At 41.0% G+C, this 20,781-nt stretch carries 20 protein-coding genes and 1 pseudogene; 7 read left to right on the forward strand and 14 right to left on the reverse strand.

The window, feature by feature from the left end; all coding sequences use genetic code 11:
• Positions 1-308 precede the first annotated feature (308 nt).
• Entirely contained in the window at positions 309-776 is a 468-nt protein-coding gene (locus BKL49_RS02285; protein WP_077423020.1) for a nuclear transport factor 2 family protein, read from the reverse strand.
• Between the two features lie 64 nt (positions 777-840).
• Between BKL49_RS02285 and BKL49_RS02290 the strand changes: the two genes are divergently transcribed.
• Both BKL49_RS02290 and BKL49_RS02295 read left to right on the forward strand, forming a co-directional pair.
• The gene (locus BKL49_RS02290; RefSeq protein WP_077423021.1) at positions 841-1,914 is read left to right on the forward strand and encodes an MFS transporter; all 1,074 of its coding nucleotides are present in this window, start codon (positions 841-843) and stop codon (positions 1,912-1,914) included.
• Between the two features lie 152 nt (positions 1,915-2,066).
• Complete coding sequence (locus tag BKL49_RS02295) at positions 2,067-2,996, forward strand: AEC family transporter (RefSeq protein WP_077423022.1); 930 nt, start codon at positions 2,067-2,069, stop codon at positions 2,994-2,996.
• Between the two features lie 141 nt (positions 2,997-3,137).
• Here BKL49_RS02295 and BKL49_RS02300 read toward each other — a convergent pair whose 3' ends face one another.
• The 4 genes from BKL49_RS02300 to BKL49_RS02315 form a co-directional block, all read right to left on the reverse strand.
• A complete protein-coding gene (locus tag BKL49_RS02300; protein WP_077423023.1) occupies positions 3,138-3,365 on the reverse strand; it encodes a YgjV family protein in 228 nt (75 codons plus the stop codon).
• A gap of 124 nt (positions 3,366-3,489) precedes the next feature.
• Positions 3,490-3,819 carry a branched-chain amino acid transporter permease gene (locus BKL49_RS02305; protein WP_077423024.1) on the reverse strand — a complete coding sequence of 110 codons (330 nt, stop codon included), beginning with the start codon at positions 3,817-3,819 and terminating at the stop codon, positions 3,490-3,492.
• The gene (gene azlC, locus BKL49_RS02310) at positions 3,816-4,538 is read right to left on the reverse strand and encodes an azaleucine resistance protein AzlC (protein ID WP_077423025.1); all 723 of its coding nucleotides are present in this window, start codon (positions 4,536-4,538) and stop codon (positions 3,816-3,818) included. Before azlC ends, BKL49_RS02305 begins: the two co-directional genes overlap by 4 nt.
• Positions 4,539-4,547: 9 nt before the next feature.
• Positions 4,548-5,474 carry a LysR family transcriptional regulator gene (locus BKL49_RS02315; RefSeq protein WP_077423026.1) on the reverse strand — a complete coding sequence of 309 codons (927 nt, stop codon included), beginning with the start codon at positions 5,472-5,474 and terminating at the stop codon, positions 4,548-4,550.
• Positions 5,475-5,763: 289 nt separating this feature from the next.
• Here BKL49_RS02315 and BKL49_RS02320 point away from each other — a divergent pair, with 289 nt between their 5' ends.
• The 3 genes from BKL49_RS02320 (at position 5,764) to BKL49_RS02330 (ending at position 9,958) form a co-directional block, all read left to right on the forward strand.
• Complete coding sequence (locus BKL49_RS02320; RefSeq protein WP_077423027.1) at positions 5,764-6,738, forward strand: TAXI family TRAP transporter solute-binding subunit; 975 nt, start codon at positions 5,764-5,766, stop codon at positions 6,736-6,738.
• Between the two features lie 76 nt (positions 6,739-6,814).
• A complete protein-coding gene (locus BKL49_RS02325; protein ID WP_077423028.1) occupies positions 6,815-9,448 on the forward strand; it encodes a TRAP transporter permease in 2,634 nt (877 codons plus the stop codon).
• A gap of 84 nt (positions 9,449-9,532) precedes the next feature.
• Entirely contained in the window at positions 9,533-9,958 is a 426-nt protein-coding gene (locus tag BKL49_RS02330) for a universal stress protein (protein WP_077423029.1), read from the forward strand.
• Between the two features lie 45 nt (positions 9,959-10,003).
• On the opposite strand, the gene ggt is transcribed toward BKL49_RS02330, so the two are convergent.
• Together ggt and BKL49_RS02340 are read right to left on the reverse strand one after the other, a co-directional pair.
• On the reverse strand, positions 10,004-11,758 hold the full coding sequence (gene ggt / locus BKL49_RS02335; protein ID WP_077423030.1) for a gamma-glutamyltransferase: 1,755 nt from the start codon (positions 11,756-11,758) through the stop codon (positions 10,004-10,006).
• A 335-nt stretch (positions 11,759-12,093) separates the two neighbouring features.
• Positions 12,094-14,049: a site-specific recombinase gene (locus tag BKL49_RS02340; RefSeq protein WP_077423175.1), complete on the reverse strand. Its 1,956-nt coding sequence runs from the start codon at positions 14,047-14,049 to the stop codon at positions 12,094-12,096.
• A gap of 169 nt (positions 14,050-14,218) precedes the next feature.
• Here BKL49_RS02340 and tesB point away from each other — a divergent pair, with 169 nt between their 5' ends.
• On the forward strand, positions 14,219-15,079 hold the full coding sequence (tesB, locus tag BKL49_RS02345; RefSeq protein ID WP_077423031.1) for an acyl-CoA thioesterase II: 861 nt from the start codon (positions 14,219-14,221) through the stop codon (positions 15,077-15,079).
• 18 nt (positions 15,080-15,097) lie between these two features.
• Positions 15,098-16,014 (forward strand): annotated as a pseudogene (locus BKL49_RS02350) (ferritin-like domain-containing protein).
• Between the two features lie 4 nt (positions 16,015-16,018).
• Here the strand turns inward: BKL49_RS02350 and murA are convergent.
• From murA to mlaF, 7 genes are read right to left on the reverse strand one after another with little or no spacing between them, the layout of a single operon-like run.
• Entirely contained in the window at positions 16,019-17,299 is a 1,281-nt protein-coding gene (gene murA / locus BKL49_RS02355; RefSeq protein ID WP_077423032.1) for a UDP-N-acetylglucosamine 1-carboxyvinyltransferase, read from the reverse strand.
• Positions 17,300-17,314: 15 nt separating this feature from the next.
• On the reverse strand, positions 17,315-17,572 hold the full coding sequence (locus BKL49_RS02360) for a BolA family protein (protein WP_077423033.1): 258 nt from the start codon (positions 17,570-17,572) through the stop codon (positions 17,315-17,317).
• Positions 17,573-17,585: 13 nt separating this feature from the next.
• Positions 17,586-17,915: an STAS domain-containing protein gene (locus tag BKL49_RS02365; RefSeq protein ID WP_167367107.1), complete on the reverse strand. Its 330-nt coding sequence runs from the start codon at positions 17,913-17,915 to the stop codon at positions 17,586-17,588.
• 10 nt (positions 17,916-17,925) lie between these two features.
• On the reverse strand, positions 17,926-18,567 hold the full coding sequence (gene mlaC, locus BKL49_RS02370; protein ID WP_208607795.1) for a phospholipid-binding protein MlaC: 642 nt from the start codon (positions 18,565-18,567) through the stop codon (positions 17,926-17,928).
• Positions 18,568-18,594: 27 nt separating this feature from the next.
• Positions 18,595-19,101 carry an outer membrane lipid asymmetry maintenance protein MlaD gene (gene mlaD, locus BKL49_RS02375; RefSeq protein WP_077423036.1) on the reverse strand — a complete coding sequence of 169 codons (507 nt, stop codon included), beginning with the start codon at positions 19,099-19,101 and terminating at the stop codon, positions 18,595-18,597.
• A gap of 12 nt (positions 19,102-19,113) precedes the next feature.
• The gene (mlaE, locus tag BKL49_RS02380; RefSeq protein ID WP_077423037.1) at positions 19,114-19,899 is read right to left on the reverse strand and encodes a lipid asymmetry maintenance ABC transporter permease subunit MlaE; all 786 of its coding nucleotides are present in this window, start codon (positions 19,897-19,899) and stop codon (positions 19,114-19,116) included.
• The gene (gene mlaF, locus BKL49_RS02385) at positions 19,896-20,690 is read right to left on the reverse strand and encodes a phospholipid ABC transporter ATP-binding protein MlaF (protein ID WP_077423038.1); all 795 of its coding nucleotides are present in this window, start codon (positions 20,688-20,690) and stop codon (positions 19,896-19,898) included. Before mlaF ends, mlaE begins: the two co-directional genes overlap by 4 nt.
• Between the last annotated feature and the right edge of the window lie 91 nt (positions 20,691-20,781).

A 20,781-nucleotide genomic window follows, 5' to 3' on the forward strand; every position in this document is an offset into this window, starting at 1 on the left:
AATGTTTAACCTTGGGTTTAAGTAGCGGGGAAGAAAAACCTAAAAGGTTTACTATGCTATGCTGTCTGCTGTCTGCTGTCTGCTGTCTGCTGTCTGCTGTCTGCTGTCTGCTGTCTGCTGTCTGCTGTCTGCAACATTATGTACTCACTATAATATTTAATAAAATTAAAATTTTACCATTTTATAAATTTTTTTGAAAAATTCAAGTATCTTTATCTAGGGTTACTTTTTATATTTAACAATACATTTAAAAATCTCTTTATTACTCAGCAAAGATTTATATCTTAGCGAAAAAGAAACTTCCTAAATCAAAATATGTTCTTTAACGTTATACATTTAATTCTTTGTTTATCGTTACGTTCTACCGCCCGAATACTCATCTCAATAGGATAATTCTCCGCTTGATGTCCCCAAAAAACACCACTGATTTCAACAACGCCTGAAATTTGCTTTCCTTGAAATAACATTCGGCGATCGTTGGCAAATTCCTTGTAATTCATTCTGCCGGAACGAATTTCTTCAAGCCATTGTTGCTTATTCAGTACACCGCGTTTAATCGTATAAAGTTCAAAATCATCCGACAATAAACGGCTTATTTTTTCAAGATCATTTTTTATCAGGGCATCACGTAAAATTTTATCTAATTTAATAATATAAGATTTGGTTTGTTCCCGTTCGGCTTGAATCGTCTTAATTGCCGGATAACCGGCAGCAACCGACACACTTAAACCCAAAATTACTGCAACAATCGAATGCCAAAATTCAATTTTTTTCATTTTTACCTGACTTATTTTAGGCTATATTATGAGCACAAATTGTGCCAAATTATAAAGTGATTTTATGAATACACAAGATATGATTTTATGGCGGAAATTCTTCTCCGGACTTGCCTATACTGCAATGCAAAGCGTATTTTTCGTTTATTTGCAATATTACAAAGGCTTTGAAGCCGACCAAATCACCACTTCTTTTTCAGTCTTAGTCTTTGCCAGCCAAGCCTTTTCCCTTTTTGCCGGTGCTTGGGGCGATCGTTTTGGTCGTTCGTGGATTATGATGCTTGGCTGTATTTTAGATGCTACCGCCTATATTTTATTGCTCACCACACATAGCTATCCGCTTTTATTGGTCGCCACCCTCTTTTTTGGTTTAGGCAGCACCTTATTTAGCACCAACGCCCGCGCCTTTCTGCTCGAATATGCACAAAATAACTATACCGCTAAGGCTCGGGCGCAAGGAAAATTCCTCCGTATATCCAGCCTTGCTTCAATGGTCGCCCCATTGGTTTCCTTACCCTTTGTTTATTATCGTAAGGCGGAATGGTTAATTTGGTTAAGCTGTGCCATTGAAATTTCAATGGTTCTGGTGATGGCAAAAACCCTATCGTTCAAAACAGAATGTGCAGCGATTGTGGGCAAACGCTTTCACTTTCGTGATATAAAAGCCGTGCTTACCAAACGCTTTATTTCTGCCCATTTATTGCTTTTCATTCCACTTGGTCTGGGGACGGCATTTTATGTGATTTTCCCTTATATTTTCACTAATTTGCTCGATCGCCAAGAATTGGTTTCCATTGCCTTTTTCATCAATAATCTGATTGCGGTATTGCTCCAACCTTACTTCTCACGCCGTATCAATTTTGGCATTACAAAGATGGTCTTTATCGCCCCGATATTGATCATCTTATTGCTTTTGCCTTGGTTTTATAGCCTGCAATATCTGTCTATTGTAACTGCGTTTCTTTACTTGGGTGTTTTTGCTATCGTCAGCCTGTTCGCCAATACGGCACTTGCCAATATTTTGGTTAGACTGGATAAAGGGGAAAACCAAGGTTTAATGTTCGGCACCTCTAAAATGATTTTAGCCCTCACCACCACCGGCGTGATGAATGCCCTACCTTATGTGTTTCTGCTCTAAGGAAAGTGCGGTTGAAAAAGACGTGCTTTTTTGACCGCACTTTTCCCCATTATTTAATTTGAATCAAGGGAATTAGCTTAAAGCGGTTTATAATGATTGCGACAGAAATCTGATTTTTTCTTTTATCACAACAACATTCTGACACAAATATTATGGATATTGCATTTTTACTCGGTAACAAAATTATTGAATTAACGCTTATCGTTTTGATGGGCTATGGATTGGTAAAATCGAAATTGTTGAAATCGGAAGACAGTAAACCGCTTTCCATTATTGGGCTTTATATTATTAGTCCGGCGGTGATGATTGAAGCCTTTCAAATTAATTACACTCCGGAAATTCTACAAGGTTTAATACTTTCGCTTAGTATGGCGGTTTTCTTACATATTATTTTAATCGTGCTGGGGACGGTGTTAAAACGGGTGCTAAAACTGGATGCTATTGAACACGCCGCAGCCATTTATTCCAATTCCGGCAATTTGATTATTCCAATTGTGATGTCGTTATTTGGTAAAGAATGGGTGATTTACGCCAGCTGTTTTATTGTAGTGCAAACTTTTTTATTCTGGACACATTGCCGTATGATTATTGTTGGAAAGGGAAATTTGAGCCTAAAAGTGATCTTAAAAAACATCAATTTATGGTCAATTTTTATTGGTATTCTTCTCTTTGCTTTTCAAATAAAACTACCGAATTTTATTAACGGTACACTTTCTGCCGTGGGGATTTTTATCGGGCCGAATGCGATGTTAATTGCCGGAATGTTGATTGCCTCCATTCCTTTGCGAAGTATTTTTTCCTCTCGGCGTATCTATCTTATCACCGCATTACGTCTATTGATTATTCCGATTTTCTTGATGGTGATCTTCAAGCTCTGTGGTTTTTCCGCTTGGGTTGAACAGGGGAATACTATCGCAATGATCAGTTTTCTTGCCACCACCAGCCCTTCCGCCGCCACTGTAACCCAAATGGCATTGATTTTTGGCAATAATGCTCAAAAAGCCAGTGCCATTTATGGCATTACTACCTTTCTTTGTGTCTTTACGATGCCATTGGTAATTGCGCTTTATCAGATGTGGTAAAAGTGCGGTTAAAATTTGCAATGTTTTTCTGCATAATGAAACAAACGCACAAGCCCAAATAATGTAATAGTAGAGACACCACATCGGCATCGCGTGCCTACTTTTGCTTTATGGTGTAAATGTTACAGAATACGGTAAATTTTAAGCCTTCTCTTTTTTCAAACGGTAAAGCTGGTAAAGATTCACGCAAACAAGAAAAGCATTCAGTACGGCAACGGGGTAAGCACCGATAATAATGCCATAAATCACAAAAAGTACATCACCGATACTATTGACAATGCGTAAATGAATAATGGATTTGAATAAAAATGAGGTGGCTACAAAAAAAGTCGCCATATAACCTAATAATTCAATCGTGTTAAATTCCATAATACTACTCGTTCATTAAAAATAATTGTGGGGCATAATAGACCATTTTAGAAAGGGAAAAAAGGGGTGAAATAAAGGCAACCGATTGCCCAATAAAGAATTTTTATTTCACCGCAAAGTAAGATCAAATAAACACGGTTTGCACCAAAATCATATAGAAAATTGTCCCCACCGCAATGGAAAGAAACATATTCTTTTTCCAGAAATGCAATCCCAACACTAATGCTCCGGCAAGAAAATCGGGAACGCCGTGGTAGCCATTTAATACGTCAATATTTTTGTAGCAATAGACTACCAACATTCCAAACATCGCCGCCGGCAATACTTTTCCAAGATAGCGAATATATGGCGGAATCGGACGATTGGCAGGAAATACCCAAAATGGCAGCAAACGGGTAAATTGCACGGCAAATACGCAAATACCTATCGTCATAATTTGTTCGGTCAACGTCATTTTAGTGACTCCAATTTTGTCCCTAATTTAGGACGGCGTAATGTTAAAACAAGCCAAATGCCGATTAAGGTTGGGATAAGAAAATGTTCTTTTCCTACAATCAGTAATGAAGCAAAAGCAATGCCTAAACCAAGCAAAGCACTTTCGTGGGATTTTTCTTTTAACCAGTTTTCCGCAAAGATCACCAAGAAAAGTGCCGTCATCGCAAACTCCACACCTTTTAAATCAAAAGGCAAAATTTCACCAAATAAATTTCCTACGGTTGCGCCCAGCACCCAATAGATATGCAAATATAAACTCACAAAGAACATATACCAGCCTTTGTCTAAGTGAGGTGGAATGTCCGCCATATAATTAAGCGAGAAAGATTCATCGACCAAAGCACTAATTAAATACCAGCGTTTTTTGCCAAGTTGCACACCGTATTTTTCGAGCATTGAAATAGCGTAAAAAATTTGGCGACCGCTTATCATTAAGGTGATCAATAAAACACTTAATGGCGAAAAAGGGGCTATTAATGCGCCCGCTGCGATAAATTCGACAGATCCGGCATAAATTAATAACGCCATCAGCATTGGATATAAAAAGCCAAAACCCAGTGCCTTCATATAAATGCCGTATGCCACACCAAGAAAAAGAAATCCGGCAATCATTGGCGCACTGTAAGGGAAGGCGGCTTTCGCCGCAGCACGAATAGGATGTTGTTGAGAAAATGCCATCGATACTTCTCACGCTAAAACAGATAACCCCGGTAGGGTTGAAAAACTTTGTGATTGAACGGTTTGATAAAAATCATCCAGATAGGCTAGTTTTTGATCTTCCTTACGAATTGCAATATATAAATCGCTGTATAAGCCTTCATCGGTAATTTTTCTTGCCACCACGTAACCTTTTTCTAAATAAGGCAATGCCGCCCAATAAGGCACGGTTGCAATTCCTCGGCGGCTTGCCACCAACTGAATCATTGCTATCGTCAGTTCCGTTGTGCGGCGTGTGGGATTAATTCCTTTTGGTTTCAATACCTTGCGTAACAGATCCAACATATCGTCCGGCACGGGATAAGTAACCCAAGTTTCATCAACAAAATCTTCCGCTTGCCAAATTGGTTTTGCCGCCAGCGGATGATCTTTTGAGCAAATCCCCACCATTTCATAAGAAAAGAGCGGTCGAAAAATCACCTCGTCATTGGCTTCCATTTCAGACACAATGACACAATCCGCCCGATGAGAAAGCAACAAGCCCACCGGATCGGTATGAAAGCCGGATACGATATCCAACTCCACCAAAGGCCAGTGTAAACGAAATTCATCCATTGCCGGCATTAACCAATCAAAGCAAGTATGACATTCCACGGCAATGCGTAATTGTCCCGCATCACCGTGTTTAACACGCACTAAATCCCGTTCCGCATCAATAATTTTAGGTATCACTTCATTGGCAAGGCGAATTAAACGTTCTCCGGCTGCCGTAAAGCACAGGGGATTGCTTTTTCGCTCAAATAGCGGTAAGCCGAATTGATCTTCAATGAGTTTTATTTGATGAGAAAGTGCCGATTGGGTGAGATAAACCCGTTTCGCTGCCGCAGAAACACTGCCGGTTTCTTTTAAGGCAAGCAGTGTTTTGAGATGTCGAATTTCAAGAAAAGTGGGCTTCATTAAAATAATTCATCATATTTGAAAAATAAATGAGCCGTATCATAACGTAAAAGGAAAAAAATGAAAGTACGGAAAAGGTGAAAATGTTGATAAATGAAAATATGGCAAGATTTTCTTGCGTTTTTGGTTTTAATACGTGATCAAGGTATTTCTAATGTTAAAAAAATGTGAACCTCGTCATATTTTCAAAAGAAAACGATTGCGTACCATAAAAAACCCATATACTTTGTCAAAGTTGCAATTAAATCAACACAACATCATAAAATTCCTATCATAAGAGGGCCTATCTATGAAACTATCTTCCAAAAAATATTCCATTCTTTCTCTTGCTGCAACATTGGCAATGGGCGCGATTTCAGCACAAGCCGCGGAAAAATTTGTCACCATTGGCACTGGCGGACAAACCGGTGTTTATTATGTGGTCGGTCAATCCATTTGTCAGTTGGTTAATCGTGATACGGCAAAAACACAAATTAAATGTAATGCTCCCTCCACCGGCGCATCGGTTGCCAATTTAAATGCGATTGCCGCAAATCAAATGGAAATGGGAATTGCCCAATCCGACTGGCAATATCACGCCTATAACGGTACAAGTTCTTTTGAAGGTAAGAAAAACGATAAACTTCGTGCGATTTTTTCTATTCACCCCGAACCATTCACCTTAATGGCTCGTGATGATTCTGCCATTCAACAATTTGATGATTTAAAAGGTAAACGTGTGAATGTGGGCGATCCCGGTTCCGGCACGCGTGCCACAATGAATGTTATTTTGGCGGCAAAAGGCTGGACGGATAAAGAATTTAAAGTCGCCTCTGAATTAAAACCGGCGGAAATGGCATCGGTTATGTGTGATAACAATTTAGATGCCATTACTTATAACGTAGGTCACCCAAACGGTGCATTAAAAGAAGCGGCGGCATCTTGTAATGCTCATCTTGTGCCAATTACCGGTGCAGAAATTGATAAGTTGGTTGCCGATAATCCTTATTATGCCAAAGCTACAATTCCGGGCGGATTATATAAAGGCACGGATAATCCGGTGGATACCTTTGGCGTTTATGCCACTTTAGTCACTTCTGCCGATGTGGATGCAGACAGCGTTTATGCGGTAGTAAAAGCCGTGTTTGATAATTTCGATCGTTTCAAACGATTACATCCTGCTTTCGCACATTTAAAAGAAGAGGAAATGATCAAAAATGCCTTATCCGCACCATTGCACGAAGGGGCAATTCGTTATTATAAAGAACGTGGTTGGTTAAAATAATCCGTTTTATTCTATTTAGGCAGGCTCGCCCTGCCTTTTATGTTTGTTGGTTAGAGATTTATACTCGGAGGATTTTATGTCGCTAAAATCTGAAAAAATAGATTATGACGATCTACAGGATATGGTGGCATCAAATGATGCCGGCGGTCGAAACCCAAAAGGTTTCACCAAAAAATTAATTATTATCACCGCTATTTTATGGTCGGTTTTTCAACTTTACTACACCTCCCCATTTCCATTTTGGCTACAAGAAGTCGTCCGTGGCTGGGGTTGGGACTTAAATGTCGTCATTGATGACACCAAAGCACGTTCCATTCATTTGGCTTTCGCCCTCTTTTTAGCATATTTAGCTTTTCCTGCTTTTGCCAATTCCCCTAAACAACGCGTGCCTTACCACGATTGGGCATTTGCATTATTAGGTGCATTCCTTGGGGCTTATTACATTTTCTTCTATGAAGGTTTAGTCACCCGCTTTGGTGCGCCTAATCTACAAGATATTATCGCCGGTTGTTTGGGCGTTCTCTTATTATTGGAAGCCTGTCGAAGAAGTCTTGGTTTACCCCTTGTTATCATCGCTTCTGTCTTTCTACTCTATAACTATTTCGGACAATTCCTCCCTGCCGACTGGATTATCAGCCACCGCTCCGGCTCACTCTCACAAATGGTGAACCAACAATGGGTGACAACCGAAGGCGTATTTGGCGTTGCTTTAGGTGTCTCGACCAAATATGTGTTCCTTTTTGTCTTGTTCGGTGCATTATTGGATAAAGCCGGTGCGGGTAACTATTTTATAAAAACCGCCTTTGCCTACTTGGGACATTTACGTGGCGGCCCGGCTAAAGCTGCAGTGGTTTCTTCCGGTTTAACAGGATTAATTTCAGGGTCATCCATTGCCAATGTGGTCACTACCGGCACTTTCACCATACCAATGATGAAACGGGTCGGCTTTTCTGCAGAAAAAGCAGGGGCAGTTGAAGTGGCGTCATCAGTCAATGGGCAAATTATGCCACCGGTAATGGGCGCGGCTGCCTTTTTGATGATTGAATATGTCAATATGCCATATAGCCAACTCATCACCCACGCGGCATTACCGGCATTAATTTCCTATATCGCCTTGGTTTATATCGTGCATTTGGAAGCCTTAAAAATGAACTTGAAAGGCTTACCACGCACCGATCCGCCAAACGCTATTTTAGTCACTTTATTAAAAATAATGACCGCACTTTTGGTGGTGATCGGTTTAAGTCTTGTTACACATTACGGCTTAGGGTGGATAAAAACCGTCACACCGGATTATGCCTTCCTTATAGTATGTTTATTGCTTAGTGTCATTTATCTTTTGTTAATCCACCGTGTTGCCTCATTTCCGGATTTAGAAATTGATGATCCCAATGCACCGATCGTTCAACTTCCTTCCGCCAAACCAACCGTTAATGCCGGCTTACATTTTTTAATTCCGGTTGTCATCTTGATTTGGTGCTTAATGGTGGAAATGCTTTCTCCGGGCTTATCTGCCTTTTGGGGAACAGTTGCTTTAGCGATTATTTTGGTCACGCAAAATCCATTACTCCACTATTTCCGTCATCAACCGATAAAAAAATCCCAATTTATTGAGGGATTTAACGCATTAGTGAACGGTTTGGAAACCGGTGCCAGAAATATGATTGGCATCGGTATTGCCACGGCAACAGCCGGAATTATTGTCGGTGTGGTGTCATTAACGGGATTTGGCGTACAACTTTCCGGTATCATTGAAGTATTATCAATGGGAAATATTCTCCTAATGCTGATTTTGGTCGCTATCTTCAGTTTGATTTTAGGAATGGGATTGCCGACCACCGCTAACTATATTGTGGTTTCCTCATTAATGGCATTGGTGATTGTGGAAGTGGGTAAACAAAATGGATTGCTCGTTCCGCTGATTGCCGTGCATTTATTTGTCTTTTATTTCGGAATTATGGCAGACGTTACGCCTCCTGTCGGGCTTGCTTCTTTTGCAGCAGCGGCGGTCTCCGGCGGAAATCCGATAAAAACAGGAATGGTGGCATTTTTTTATAGCCTCAGAACCGCTATTTTGCCGTTTCTCTTTATTTTTAATACGGATTTATTGCTCATTGATGTCGGGTGGGCAAAAGGAACGTTGGTTGCGATCGTTTCAACAATCGCCATCTTGGCATTTACCGCCGCAACGATGAATCACTTCTTAGTCAAAAATAAATGGTGGGAAACCGTATTACTCATACTAGGGGCATTCATCATTTTCCGCCCGGGATTTTTTATGGAATATATTTCACCGACTTCACACCATATTGAACCGATACATTTGGAACAAGAACTGGAAAAAACACCTGTTGGACAGAATATTCTCCTCAAAATATCCGGCACCAATCCGTATGGTAAGGAAATTGAGTTTTATGCTCAATTAAGCGTACCGGAAGGTGAAAATAGCCAACAGCGTTTACAAAACCTCGGGCTTACCTTATTAAACACCCAAGAAAAAATTGAGGTGGACGGAAAACAAATTGATAAAGTCATTATTGATATGGTTGAAGTAGATTCTCCTGCGGCGAAAGCCGGTTTAAACTGGGATCAAACCATTATTGATGTTTCTATCCCAATGGTTTCTTTGGCAAAAGAATGGATGTTCATACTGGGCTTATTTATTCTTGCAATGGTGGGATGGAATCAACGCCGCCGAAGAATAATATAAATAAAACACAAAAAGTGCGGTCGGTTTTTCCTCTATTTTTTTAAGATGAATACCGACTGACACGCAAATAGAAAGGATAAACTTATGTACAATAAATTACTGTTAGTCATCGATCTCAACAACCCCAAAGGCTCACAATACGTGGTTGAACACGCCTTAAACCTCACTGCCCAAATGCCAAATGCCGTATTTCGTGTGGTGACAATTGTCGAACCCGTTGATGACAGCTTCGTATCCGCATTTCTACCAAAGAATTTTGATAAATCCGTGATTGAGGAAGTCAATAAAGCATTACACGAATTTACCCAAAAGCATTTCCCTCCGAATGCCAAAGTTCAACATATCATCGCCCACGGTACAATTTACGAAGAAATTAACCGTATCGCCGATGAAAAAAACGTTGATTTAATTGTGATGCTCGCCAGCAGCAAACCCAACGCCAAAGGATTAAGCAACAACACAAGACGGGTTGCCAAATATGGGAATAAACCGGTTTTGATCTTAAAATAGCAAAATCCCCATTCAATAGAAGAATGGGGATTTTAGTTCTTCACACTAGAAGCCCTGTGTTTTACCATCAGGATTACGCGGATCGGAATAACCGTAGAATCCGCTCTCCCTCGCTTGAATAATTTGTACTCTTCCCATCGGAGCTTTAAGTTTAATATTATGTCCTTTCTCTTTTAAGAGCGTCAAAGTATCAGGACTAATTCCTTCCTCAATACGCAATTCATCAGGCAACCATTGATGATGAACCCTTGGTGAGACAATCGCTTCAGCCGGGTTCATACCGTGATCTATCGTATTGGAAATACTTTGTAGCACCGTTGTAATAATGCGCGCCCCACCCGGGCTACCGGTCACCAACCACGGTTTATTATCTTTTAAAACCAAAGTAGGGGTCATTGAAGAAAGCGGACGTTTTTTAGCGGCTATCGCATTTGCATCACCACCAATCAATCCGAATGCATTCGCAACACCGGGTTTTGCCGAAAAATCATCCATTTCATTATTAAGCAAAATCCCGGTTCCTTCCGCTACAATACCGCTGCCAAAATTCAAATTTAATGTATAGGTTACCGCTACAGCATTACCGTTTTTATCCATCACCGAATAATGGGTGGTTTGATCACTTTCATAAGGCTGTGGTTTACCCGGTTTAATCGCCTCTGCTTGACGGGCTTGCTGCTCATCAATGTTTTGAATTAATTCTTTGGCGTATTTTTTAGAAATCAATCCGCTAACCGGAATCTTCACAAAATCAGGATCTCCAAGATATTCGGCACGGTCGGCATAAGCCAACTTCATCGTTTCAGCCAAATAATGGATCGTTTTTGCACTATTTACACCAAAATCGGCAATTGGATAATTCTCCAACATATTAAAAATTTGCACCAAATGAATCCCACCGGAGCTTGGTGGTGGCATTGTAGCGATTTCATAACCCCGATAAGTCCCTTCAATGGGTTGGCGTTCAATGGCTTTATATTGTTTCATATCCTCAAGGGTAATTAATCCTTGGTGCTTTTTCATCTCCTGAACAATTTTTTCCGCAATTTTCCCTTCATAAAAAGCCTTTGAACCCTCTTTTGCAATTAGTTTTAATGAATCGGCTAAATCTTTCTGTACTAATAATTCACCACTCATTAACGGTCTGTTATCTTTAAAGAAAATTTTACGGCTACTTTCCCATTTACCTAAAATTTCCTGCTCGGTTTTTAGTAAATTAGCTAGTGTATCGCTCACGATAAACCCTTCTTCCGCCAATTTAATTGCCGGCTTAATTAACGTTTCCCAAGGTAATGATCCCCACTTTTTCCACGCAAGCTCTAATCCTGATACCGTACCCGGCACGCCAACTGCAAAATGGGTAAATAGAGATTTACCATCCACCACATTGCCATTTTGATCTAAATACATATCACGATAAGCATTGAGCGGAGCGGTTTCCCGAAAATCAATGGAAAAATTACGCCCCACCTTACCATCGTGCAACACCATAAAACCGCCCCCGCCAATATTGCCTGCATTAGGCAAAACAACCGCCAGTGCAAATCCCACTGCCACCGCGGCATCAACGGCGTTTCCGCCTTGTTTTAAAATATCGACACCCACTTGAGTTGCTAGTGCCTGCTCAGTGGCAACCATTCCATTTTTCGCATAAACCGGATGAAAAATATCGGTTGTACTATCGTAACGTGCCGCCGCTGTTGAGGTTGCTGATACAGTATTTGCCCAACTATTTTGAGCTGTTAATATTGTTGTTGCTAATAATAACGATGATAAGGTTTTGTTTAAGTTGTGTTGCATAGATTTTCTCCTATATATGATGAAATATTCATCACTAAGGACTATACTTTTTCATTTACAACAAAACAACCTATTTTTAACAAAATAATAAACACTTAATGGAAAATTAAAATTTTCTTACAAAATTTAATGCATAAATAGTATGGGAGTGAGAATAATGGCAAAGTTTTTACGGTGTTATGTAGCTCTTGCATAATAAAAAAGTAAGGATGAGACACCTCGCATCCTTATTAAAATTCAACCAATTTCAATAGGTTAATATAAAAGATGCCGGCGTAATATCCCTACTATTCAGGTTATTTCCTCTTTGTGCGTTGACTGCATAATATTGCTTTTTATTTATCAAGCTGAACCGGTAAAAATAAACTCAATGGGCGTTGTTTAATGATGTTGCCTACTTCACACCAAATTGCCCACCAACTTTCAATTCCCGTATTAAGAGAACGCAGTGCCAGCCAAAGGGTTAGGGAAAAGCTGACAATTAAATTGACTAAGCCAATCAACAATACAAAAGCAATACATTGCAATAAAAAGGCAAAATCAAAATGTCCGCTTACGGCGATATAGCCCACATTGGCAGAAGAAAATGCCACGTGGCGAATATCTAGCGGTAAGCCGGTTAAATAGCCAACTACGCCCGTTAACCCAAGCAATAAGCCAAAACACAGATTCCCCATAATTGAGCCGTAGTTCTCGTGCATATAGTCAGCAAATTTAGCACGACAGCGTTCGCTCATTATGATGTTAAGGAAAGGATGCTGACGTAAACGCATACGCGTGTTCAAATAATTGCTACGGTTATCAAAATAACCTGAAATAAGCCCTGAACAAAATAGCCATACACCGGCGATAGCGGCAAACCATAATGTTCCGGCTAACGGATCAATACTGTGTAGCTGATAATTAATTTGTGCTTGATTCATTAAGGGTTCGGCGAATTTATATTGATAAAGAAAAGCAATCAATGCAGCCAAACTCATTGCTACCGCCACATTCCCTAATACGGCAATACTTTGGGAACGGAACACATCCACCAACAACTGTGCCAATTTGATATTCAAACTTTTACCTTGTGGACTACGTTCCACTGCCTCAGCAAAACGTGCTGCCGTCATCGCAGGCTGTTTGGTCGCTACGGTAAAATGCAACATAAAGATCAAGGTAAAACCTAATCCGTAATTGAGTCCCTCGGCAATACCCTTCCAGACTTTATCATCAATCATACCGCCCAAATAGGTTTTAAATAATGCCATCAATGCGATTAACACGCCACCACCGGCAGCTGAATAAAACATTGCCCAATATTCTTTTTGAGTGCGTGTAATATAGTGTTCACCGTGATCGCCTGCATTTTGCGTAATACTACGAGCAATCAGTTTTGAGCTTTGTTTCCACAAACGGGAAATACTGTGTTGCTCTGCGGCTGCACGGGCAAAACAACCGACTAAAAGCAACATTCGGCGTGGTAAATAACGATTTGAAGCAAAAATCGCCATCAGTTTTTCTAATCGTTCAAGCGTTTGTGAAAGACGTTCCAACAAATACGCAACGTGGAGCGAAGAACCTACCAGCGCCCCTCGTTTTTGTAAACGTTCAATTAATTGTTGGCATTGATCAAACATCACCTGCAAATGGCTGTCATCAAACACCCCGCCCTGACTGCGCGCCTGTAACCATTCGGCAACCTCTCGATGCAAAGCAACAAAAGGCGAATCTGCATTTAATAAGGAAGGTTCCATTCGCATTAATTCGGGTTCCATATCTTCCGCCGCAACCCAAATAGAAAGCATTTTAATGGCAAATAAACCTTCATTTTGGAAATGCTTATGCAAGCGTTCGCGATCTTTTTCTTCCGTATAACGTGCCAGTAATCCAAACAGCCCCCACCATTCTTTCAACGGAACGGCATCAATCCAATGTGCATCATCTTTATCATTAAACAACAAATAGAAAATATCCCGTAAATCATTAACATCTTTAAAAGAAGGATTAAAACGCTCATAAATACGTGTTTTCATTTCACGGGCAAAACCTTCGCGCGGCAAAATACCGCTACTAATAAAAAGCGGATAGAGGCGTAAACTACACAGCCAACCGACCAATAATCCAGCAACATTACGCCCTAATTCACGATCCTGCTTTAAAATTCTTTTCATTAAACGCAAACTCGGCACGATTTGATCCTTTTCAGACTTACGCAAAAAACAACTCAATCCCTCCAATAAACCGAAAGCGTTTTCTTCCTCCGTTTGTTGACGAAGAAATTGCGGTAAATTTTCCTGTTTTATGATTAATTGCTTCACGTTATTTCCTTAGTTCATTTAAAAAAAGCGGCAATTATACAAGGTTAAAATAGACTCAGAAAAATAAGAAAAGTGCGGTTTATTTTTATAGGTATTTGGCATTCCACAAAACTCCATTAAAATAAACCGCACTTTTGGTTGAAATAAGGAAAAAATGATGTCAAATACTGTCAATCAATTAATTGAGCTTTTAACATTAGAAAAAATCGATGATTTAATTTTTCGTGGGGAAAGCCAAGATTTGGGGCTGCGGCAGGTTTTTGGCGGGCAGGTGGTGGCGCAGGCGTTATCGGCTGCAATGCAGGTTGCGCCGGAAGATCGCTTTTTACATTCGTGCCACGCTTATTTTCTTGCGCCGGGCGAAAGCCAATATCCGATCATTTATGATGTGGAAACCTTGCGGGAGGGCAGAAATTTTTCCGCCTTGCGGGTGAAAGCAATTCAACATAACCAACCCATTTGTCATATCACTGCCTCTTTCCAAACCGTTGAAGAAGGGTTTGCTCACCAAAATACAATGCCCGATGTCGGTTCACCGGAAAGTTTTACCGATGAAAATGCAATGATGAAGAAGTTGGCACTCAGCCTGCCTAGCCCGTTGAAAGAAACGTTTATGGCAGAACGTCCTTTTGAGGTGCGAACCAAATACTTAAATAATCCGTTCAATGGCTTAAAATTGCCACCGGTGCAATATTCGTGGTTTAAAACAAACGGCACCGTGCCGGCAGATTTAAAAATTCAACAATGTTTACTTGCCTATTTTTCGGATTTTCACTGTATTCTGACCGCACTTCACCCACACGAAAAAGGCTTTTTACAGCAAGGAATGAAAGTCGCCACCATTGACCACAGTATTTGGTTTCACCGCCCATTTGATTTGAACCATTGGCATTTGCACGCCGTTGAAAGCAACAATGCATTTGGCGGACGTGGGTTGGCGCGTGGACAAATTTTTTCACAAGAAGGAAAATTAATCGCTACCACCCAACAGGAAGGGTTAATTCGTTATCAAAAATAATCACATTGGGAGTCATTAATGAAAGCAGAATTTTGGAATAAGGTCACTGATACCTTACAAGAAACCGATCCGCAGAAAAAATGCGATCTCGTCAACGCACTGTATGATGAACTTCTACCCACTATTGAATTGACGGAATTGGATGATTTTCCTCTGGTGAGTGTTGAACAAAACCTCGCCGGTTTTCCGCCTAAACCTGAATTAGTCGCCCCAAAAGATGTGCCAAAACGTTCTTTTGCCAGCCAAGAAGGTTATGCTGCCACCCTGCACGCAATTGCTCATATTGAGTTTAATGCCATCAATTTGGGCTTGGATGCGGCTTGGCGGTTCGGGCGTGATGCACAATTTGAGCTAGGTGAGGGGATGGAATTTGTGAAAGATTGGTTGAAAGTGGCACGGGAGGAAAGCACACATTTTTCTTTTTAATCAATGGTCATTTAAAACCCCTTGGTTATGAATATGGCGATTTTGAAGCCCACGCAGGACTATGGGAAATGGCGCAAGCAACTGCACACGATATTTGGGAACGTATGGCATTAGTGCCGCGAGTGTTGGAAGCTCGCGGTTTGGATGCTACACCTGTTCTACAGGAAAAAATTCTCCAACGCAAAGATTTTGCTGCTGTGGAGATTTTAGATGTGATTCTGCGTGATGAAATTGGTCACGTTTATATTGGCAATCATTGGTATCACGCCCTTTCGGCAAAACGTGGATTAAACGCAATGAAATGCTTTACCGAGCTACTTCACAAATATCGCATTGTGATTTTTAAGGGGGTAATTAATACAGATGCCCGTCTTCAAGCCGGTTTTACCGAACAAGAGTTGGATTGGATCTATGAGGTGGAACACACGATAAAATCTTATGTGAATAAATCAAAGTGCGGTCAAATGACCGCACTTTTGACATACACACCAGACAGAATAGAGATCTAAACAATTACGCTTCTTCACTTTGTTCTGAAAAACGTTCAATTCTTGCCCCTAAGCCACGAAGTTTTTCTTCAATATGTTCATAACCACGATCGATGTGATAAATACGATCCACAATGGTTTCACCACTTGCGATACAGCCTGCAAGCACTAAACTGATAGACGCACGTAAATCCGTAGCCATCACTTCTGCACCGGAAAGTTGTTCCACGCCGTGACAAACGGCAGTGTTACCTTCAATTTCCGCCTTGCCGCCCATACGAATAAGCTCAGGAATATGCATAAAACGATTCTCAAAAATGGTTTCCGTAATAATGCTTGTACCTTGTGCCACCATATTTAGTAAGGTGAACTGTGCCTGCATATCCGTTGGAAACCCCGGGTGTGGTGCGGTACGAATATTTACCGCTTTCGGGCGATTACCAAACATATCCAACGTGATACTGTCTTCCGTTACATCCACTTGCGCACCGGCTTCACGTAATTTATCAATCACCGCATCCATTGTATCGGCTTTGGTATTTTTACATACTACCCGTCCGCCTGAAATTGCACCGGCAATTAAGAAAGTCCCTGTTTCAATACGATCCGGCACAATGCTATGCTCACAACCGCTTAAACGTGTTACCCCTTCAATACTAATGCGATCTGAACCGGCTCCGCTAATTTTTGCCCCCATTTTGTTAAGGAAATCTGCGGTATCCACAATTTCCGGTTCACGTGCGGCATTTTCAATGACGGTTGTACCTTTTGCCAAGGTTGCCGCCATCATAATGGATAAAGTCGCTCCCACGCTCACTTTTTCCATCACAATTCTTGTGCCAACCAAACGGTCTGTCACTTGGGCTTTTACGTAGCCTTCTTCAAGGGTAATATCGGCACCCATTTTTTCAAGACCACTGATATGTAAATCCACAGGACGCGCACCAATGGAACATCCACCCGGTAGAGATACTTGACCTTGATGAAAACGTGCAACCAATGGTGCTAATGCCCAAATTGAAGCACGCATTGTTTTCACCAGATCATAAGGGGCAATAAAATGATCAATATTTGAAGCATCCAATAATACCGCACCGCTTTCATCACGTTCAGCCACAACACCCAATTTACGTAAAATTTTGAGCGTTGTTTCAATATCTTTAAGCTCCGGAACATTAGTAAGTTTTACCGGTTCGGTTGCTAAAATTGCGGCGAAAAGGATAGGAAGTGCGGCATTTTTAGCCCCCGAAATCGTAACAGTTCCGCTTAAACGAGACTGTCCGCCATAAACACGAAATTTTTCCATAAGAGAAATCCTAAATTAACTGACTTGATGTAAAAGACGATCCCTTTTCCACTTTTCCGTGGTGTAGGTTTTAATGGTTAATGCGTGAATCTCACCGGTGCTGAAATAAGGCATAAGCGGTGCATAAACGGTTTGTTGCTGTTTTAACTTTGAGAGGGCGGCAATTTCATCACTCACCACAATCACACCAAAATGTGCGTTTTCACCTTGTGCATAAACTTCATCAACGTTTAAAGATTCTTTTAAGATTCGTTCAATTTCTTGCAGTTCCATTCGGATTTCCGTTTCAATGATGGTCAATAAAAGTTGCGATCCAGTCCGACAAATTGACTAAATCCGCAAGGGTTAATAATTGTTGGGGAGGATTCACTAAACGTATCGTTTTATTGGGTAATTGTTGGCTGTCGTGTAAAAAATCGCAAAGCAAAGCAAAACCTGCCGAATCAATTCTTGTTACACCGCTCAAGTCCCATTCGATAATCGGCTGATTTAATTTCGCCTCAGACAAAAAAGAAGCACGTTGTTGCCACAAGGGTAACAACGTGTTGCGGGATAGCTCCCCAAAAAATTGGAGGGCTATCTTATCATTATTTTGAATTAAATCCCAATTTAACATAGTCACGAGATTATTTTAGGGTGACAGGTTGGGCTGCCGATTTTTGAATTTGAGCAGTCAATGCATCAATACCTTGTTGGCGTAAAATACCGCTCCATTCATTTTGTTTGGTCACCACCATACTTACGCCTTCAGCCACCATATCATAAGCAAGCCATTCGCCGGTTTTACTGTTTTTACGCCATTTAAAATCTAATTTAATTGGCGCAGCACCACCGCTTTGCACAATATTCACACGAATACTCACCAAATTTTTACCGCCCACATCTTTTGCCGGTTCAATTTGAATATTTTGGTTGCTATATGCCGTTAACACTTGTGCATAAGCCTGTTCGATAAAATCACCAAAGGCTTTGAAAAATTTCTCACGTTGTTCCGGTGTGGTTGATTTGAAATGAGATCCTAATACCAATGAGCCGGCATAATTAACTTGCACATAAGGCAAAAGATCATTACGTACGATAGTACGTAAATAATTAGGATTCTGTTTAATTTTTGCCTGATTATTTTTAATGTCGGCAAACAATTTATCTGATGCTTGCTGCATTAAAACATAAGGACCGGTTTCCGCCATTGCACTCCGTGTGACAAAAAGTGCGGTCATTACAAAAGCGAAAATGGCAAACCATTTTTTGAATTGAGTGATTTTCATCATAAATCTCCTAAAGATAGATTGTTATTATTCTGCTGAAGGTGCTGTGCTTTCCGCATTACCTTCAGATTTTTTATCGCCATAGAGGAATTGACCAATCAGATCCTCTAACACCATAGCGGATTTTGTATCTTGAATTTGGCTCCCCTCTTTTAACATTGCGGTTTCACCATCATCAAAGCCCATACTTAATGCGATATATTGCTCACCTAATAATCCCGATGTTTTGATCGATAAAGCACTATTTTCCGGAATTTCATTATATTCTTCATTAATCGCAATGGTCACCTTTGGCAAATAGGTTTTCTCGTCTAATGAGATACCGCTCACCCGCCCGATAACCACGCCACCTACTTTAAGCGGCGCGCGCACTTTTAGCCCGCCGATATTATCAAAAGTTGCGGTCACGGTATAAGATTTATTTTCACCAAAACCCTGCACATTCGCCACCCGCAAGCCGAGAAAGACCAACGCACCAATGCCCAGTAACAAAAATAAGCCTACCCAAAATTCATATTTAATGGTTTGTCGCATAAAAATACCCTTTTAACCTGCCCCAAACATAATGGCAGTTAAGATAAAATCTAACCCAAGTACCACTAATGAAGCGTGGACTACGGTTTTGGTTGTGGCTTGACTAATTCCTTCCGAAGTAGGAATACAATCATAGCCGTTGAATAACGCAATCCACACTACCGCAATAGCAAAGAAAACGCTTTTAATAAATCCGTTAAGAATGTCATAGCTCCAACTCACCGCATTTTGCATTACCGACCAAAAACTGCCCGAATCAACACCTTTCCAATCAACGCCGACAAGAGAACCGCCCCAAATACCGATAGCGATAAAAATAATGGAAAGAATCGGCATAGCAATAATACCAGCCCAAAAGCGGGGCGCAATCACGCGGCGAAGGGGATCAACCGCCATCATTTCTAAACTGGAAAGCTGTTCGGTGGCTTTCATTAAGCCAATTTCCGCCGTCAATGCCGAGCCGGCACGCCCTGCAAATAAAAGTGCGGTCACAACCGGCCCTAATTCTCTTAAAAGCGATAATGCCACCAGTTGTCCAAGACTGGTTTCGGCTGAAAAATCCACCAATACCACATAGCCTTGCAACCCTAACACCATTCCGATAAATAAACCGGAAAGCATCACAATCAACAAAGATTGCACGCCCAAAACATACAGTTGCTTCACCAATAGCGGAAAATGTTGGCGAATTTGCGGTTTTCCCACCAACGCGCCAAACAACATAAAGCCGGCACGTCCTAATGCACGGAAAAATTGGATCACATTACGCCCTAGGGAAGAAATCATACCAACGATCATTGAAACAATTCCTCCGTATAATCACCTGCCGGATAATGAAATTTTACCGGCCCATCCGCTTCGCCTTTTAAGAATTGTAATACCTGCGGATCTTGGCTTGCCAATAATTGCTCGGAAGTACCTTCCGCAATCACGTGTTTGTCCGCAATAATGTAAGCATAATCGGCAATGCTTAATACTTCCTGTACATCGTGCGATACCACAATAGAAGTGAGGTTCAACGCCTCATTCAGGCGTTTGATCAAACTGACAATCACGCCCATACTAATAGGATCTTGCCCTGTAAAAGGTTCATCAAACATTATTAAATCGGGATCGAGCGCAATAGCACGTGCTAGCGCAGCACGACGCGCCATCCCTCCGGAAAGTTCTGACGGCATTAATTCTGCTGCACCACGTAAACCAACGGCTTCCAATTTCATTAATACGATTTGGCGAATTAAACTTTCCGGTAAACGGGTATGCTCCCGAATCGGAAATGCCACATTATCAAAAGTGGAAATATCGGTAAAAAGCGCTCCCGATTGGAATAACATTCCCATACGTTTGCGCACCTCGTAAAGCTCGCTATTGGAAAGACGACAAATATCTTTATCATCAAACCAAATTTCGCCCTGTTCCGGATGCAACTGCCCACCAATTAACTTTAGTAACGTAGTTTTCCCGATCCCTGACGGCCCCATAATTGCCGTAATCTTGCCCTTTTGGACTTTCAAATTCAGGTTATCGTAAATCACCCGCTCGCCCCGTTTAAAGGTCAGGTTTTTAACTTCAATTAGATTTTGATTCATTAAAATCTCGTTTTGTTAAGTGATTTTCTAAAATCACCAATCATTCAATAGGCTAATGAGCCCCGCCATCAGTAAAGTGCGGTCGTTTTGA

The organism is Rodentibacter myodis, from assembly GCF_001999305.1.
Lineage (GTDB): Bacteria > Pseudomonadota > Gammaproteobacteria > Enterobacterales > Pasteurellaceae > Rodentibacter > Rodentibacter myodis.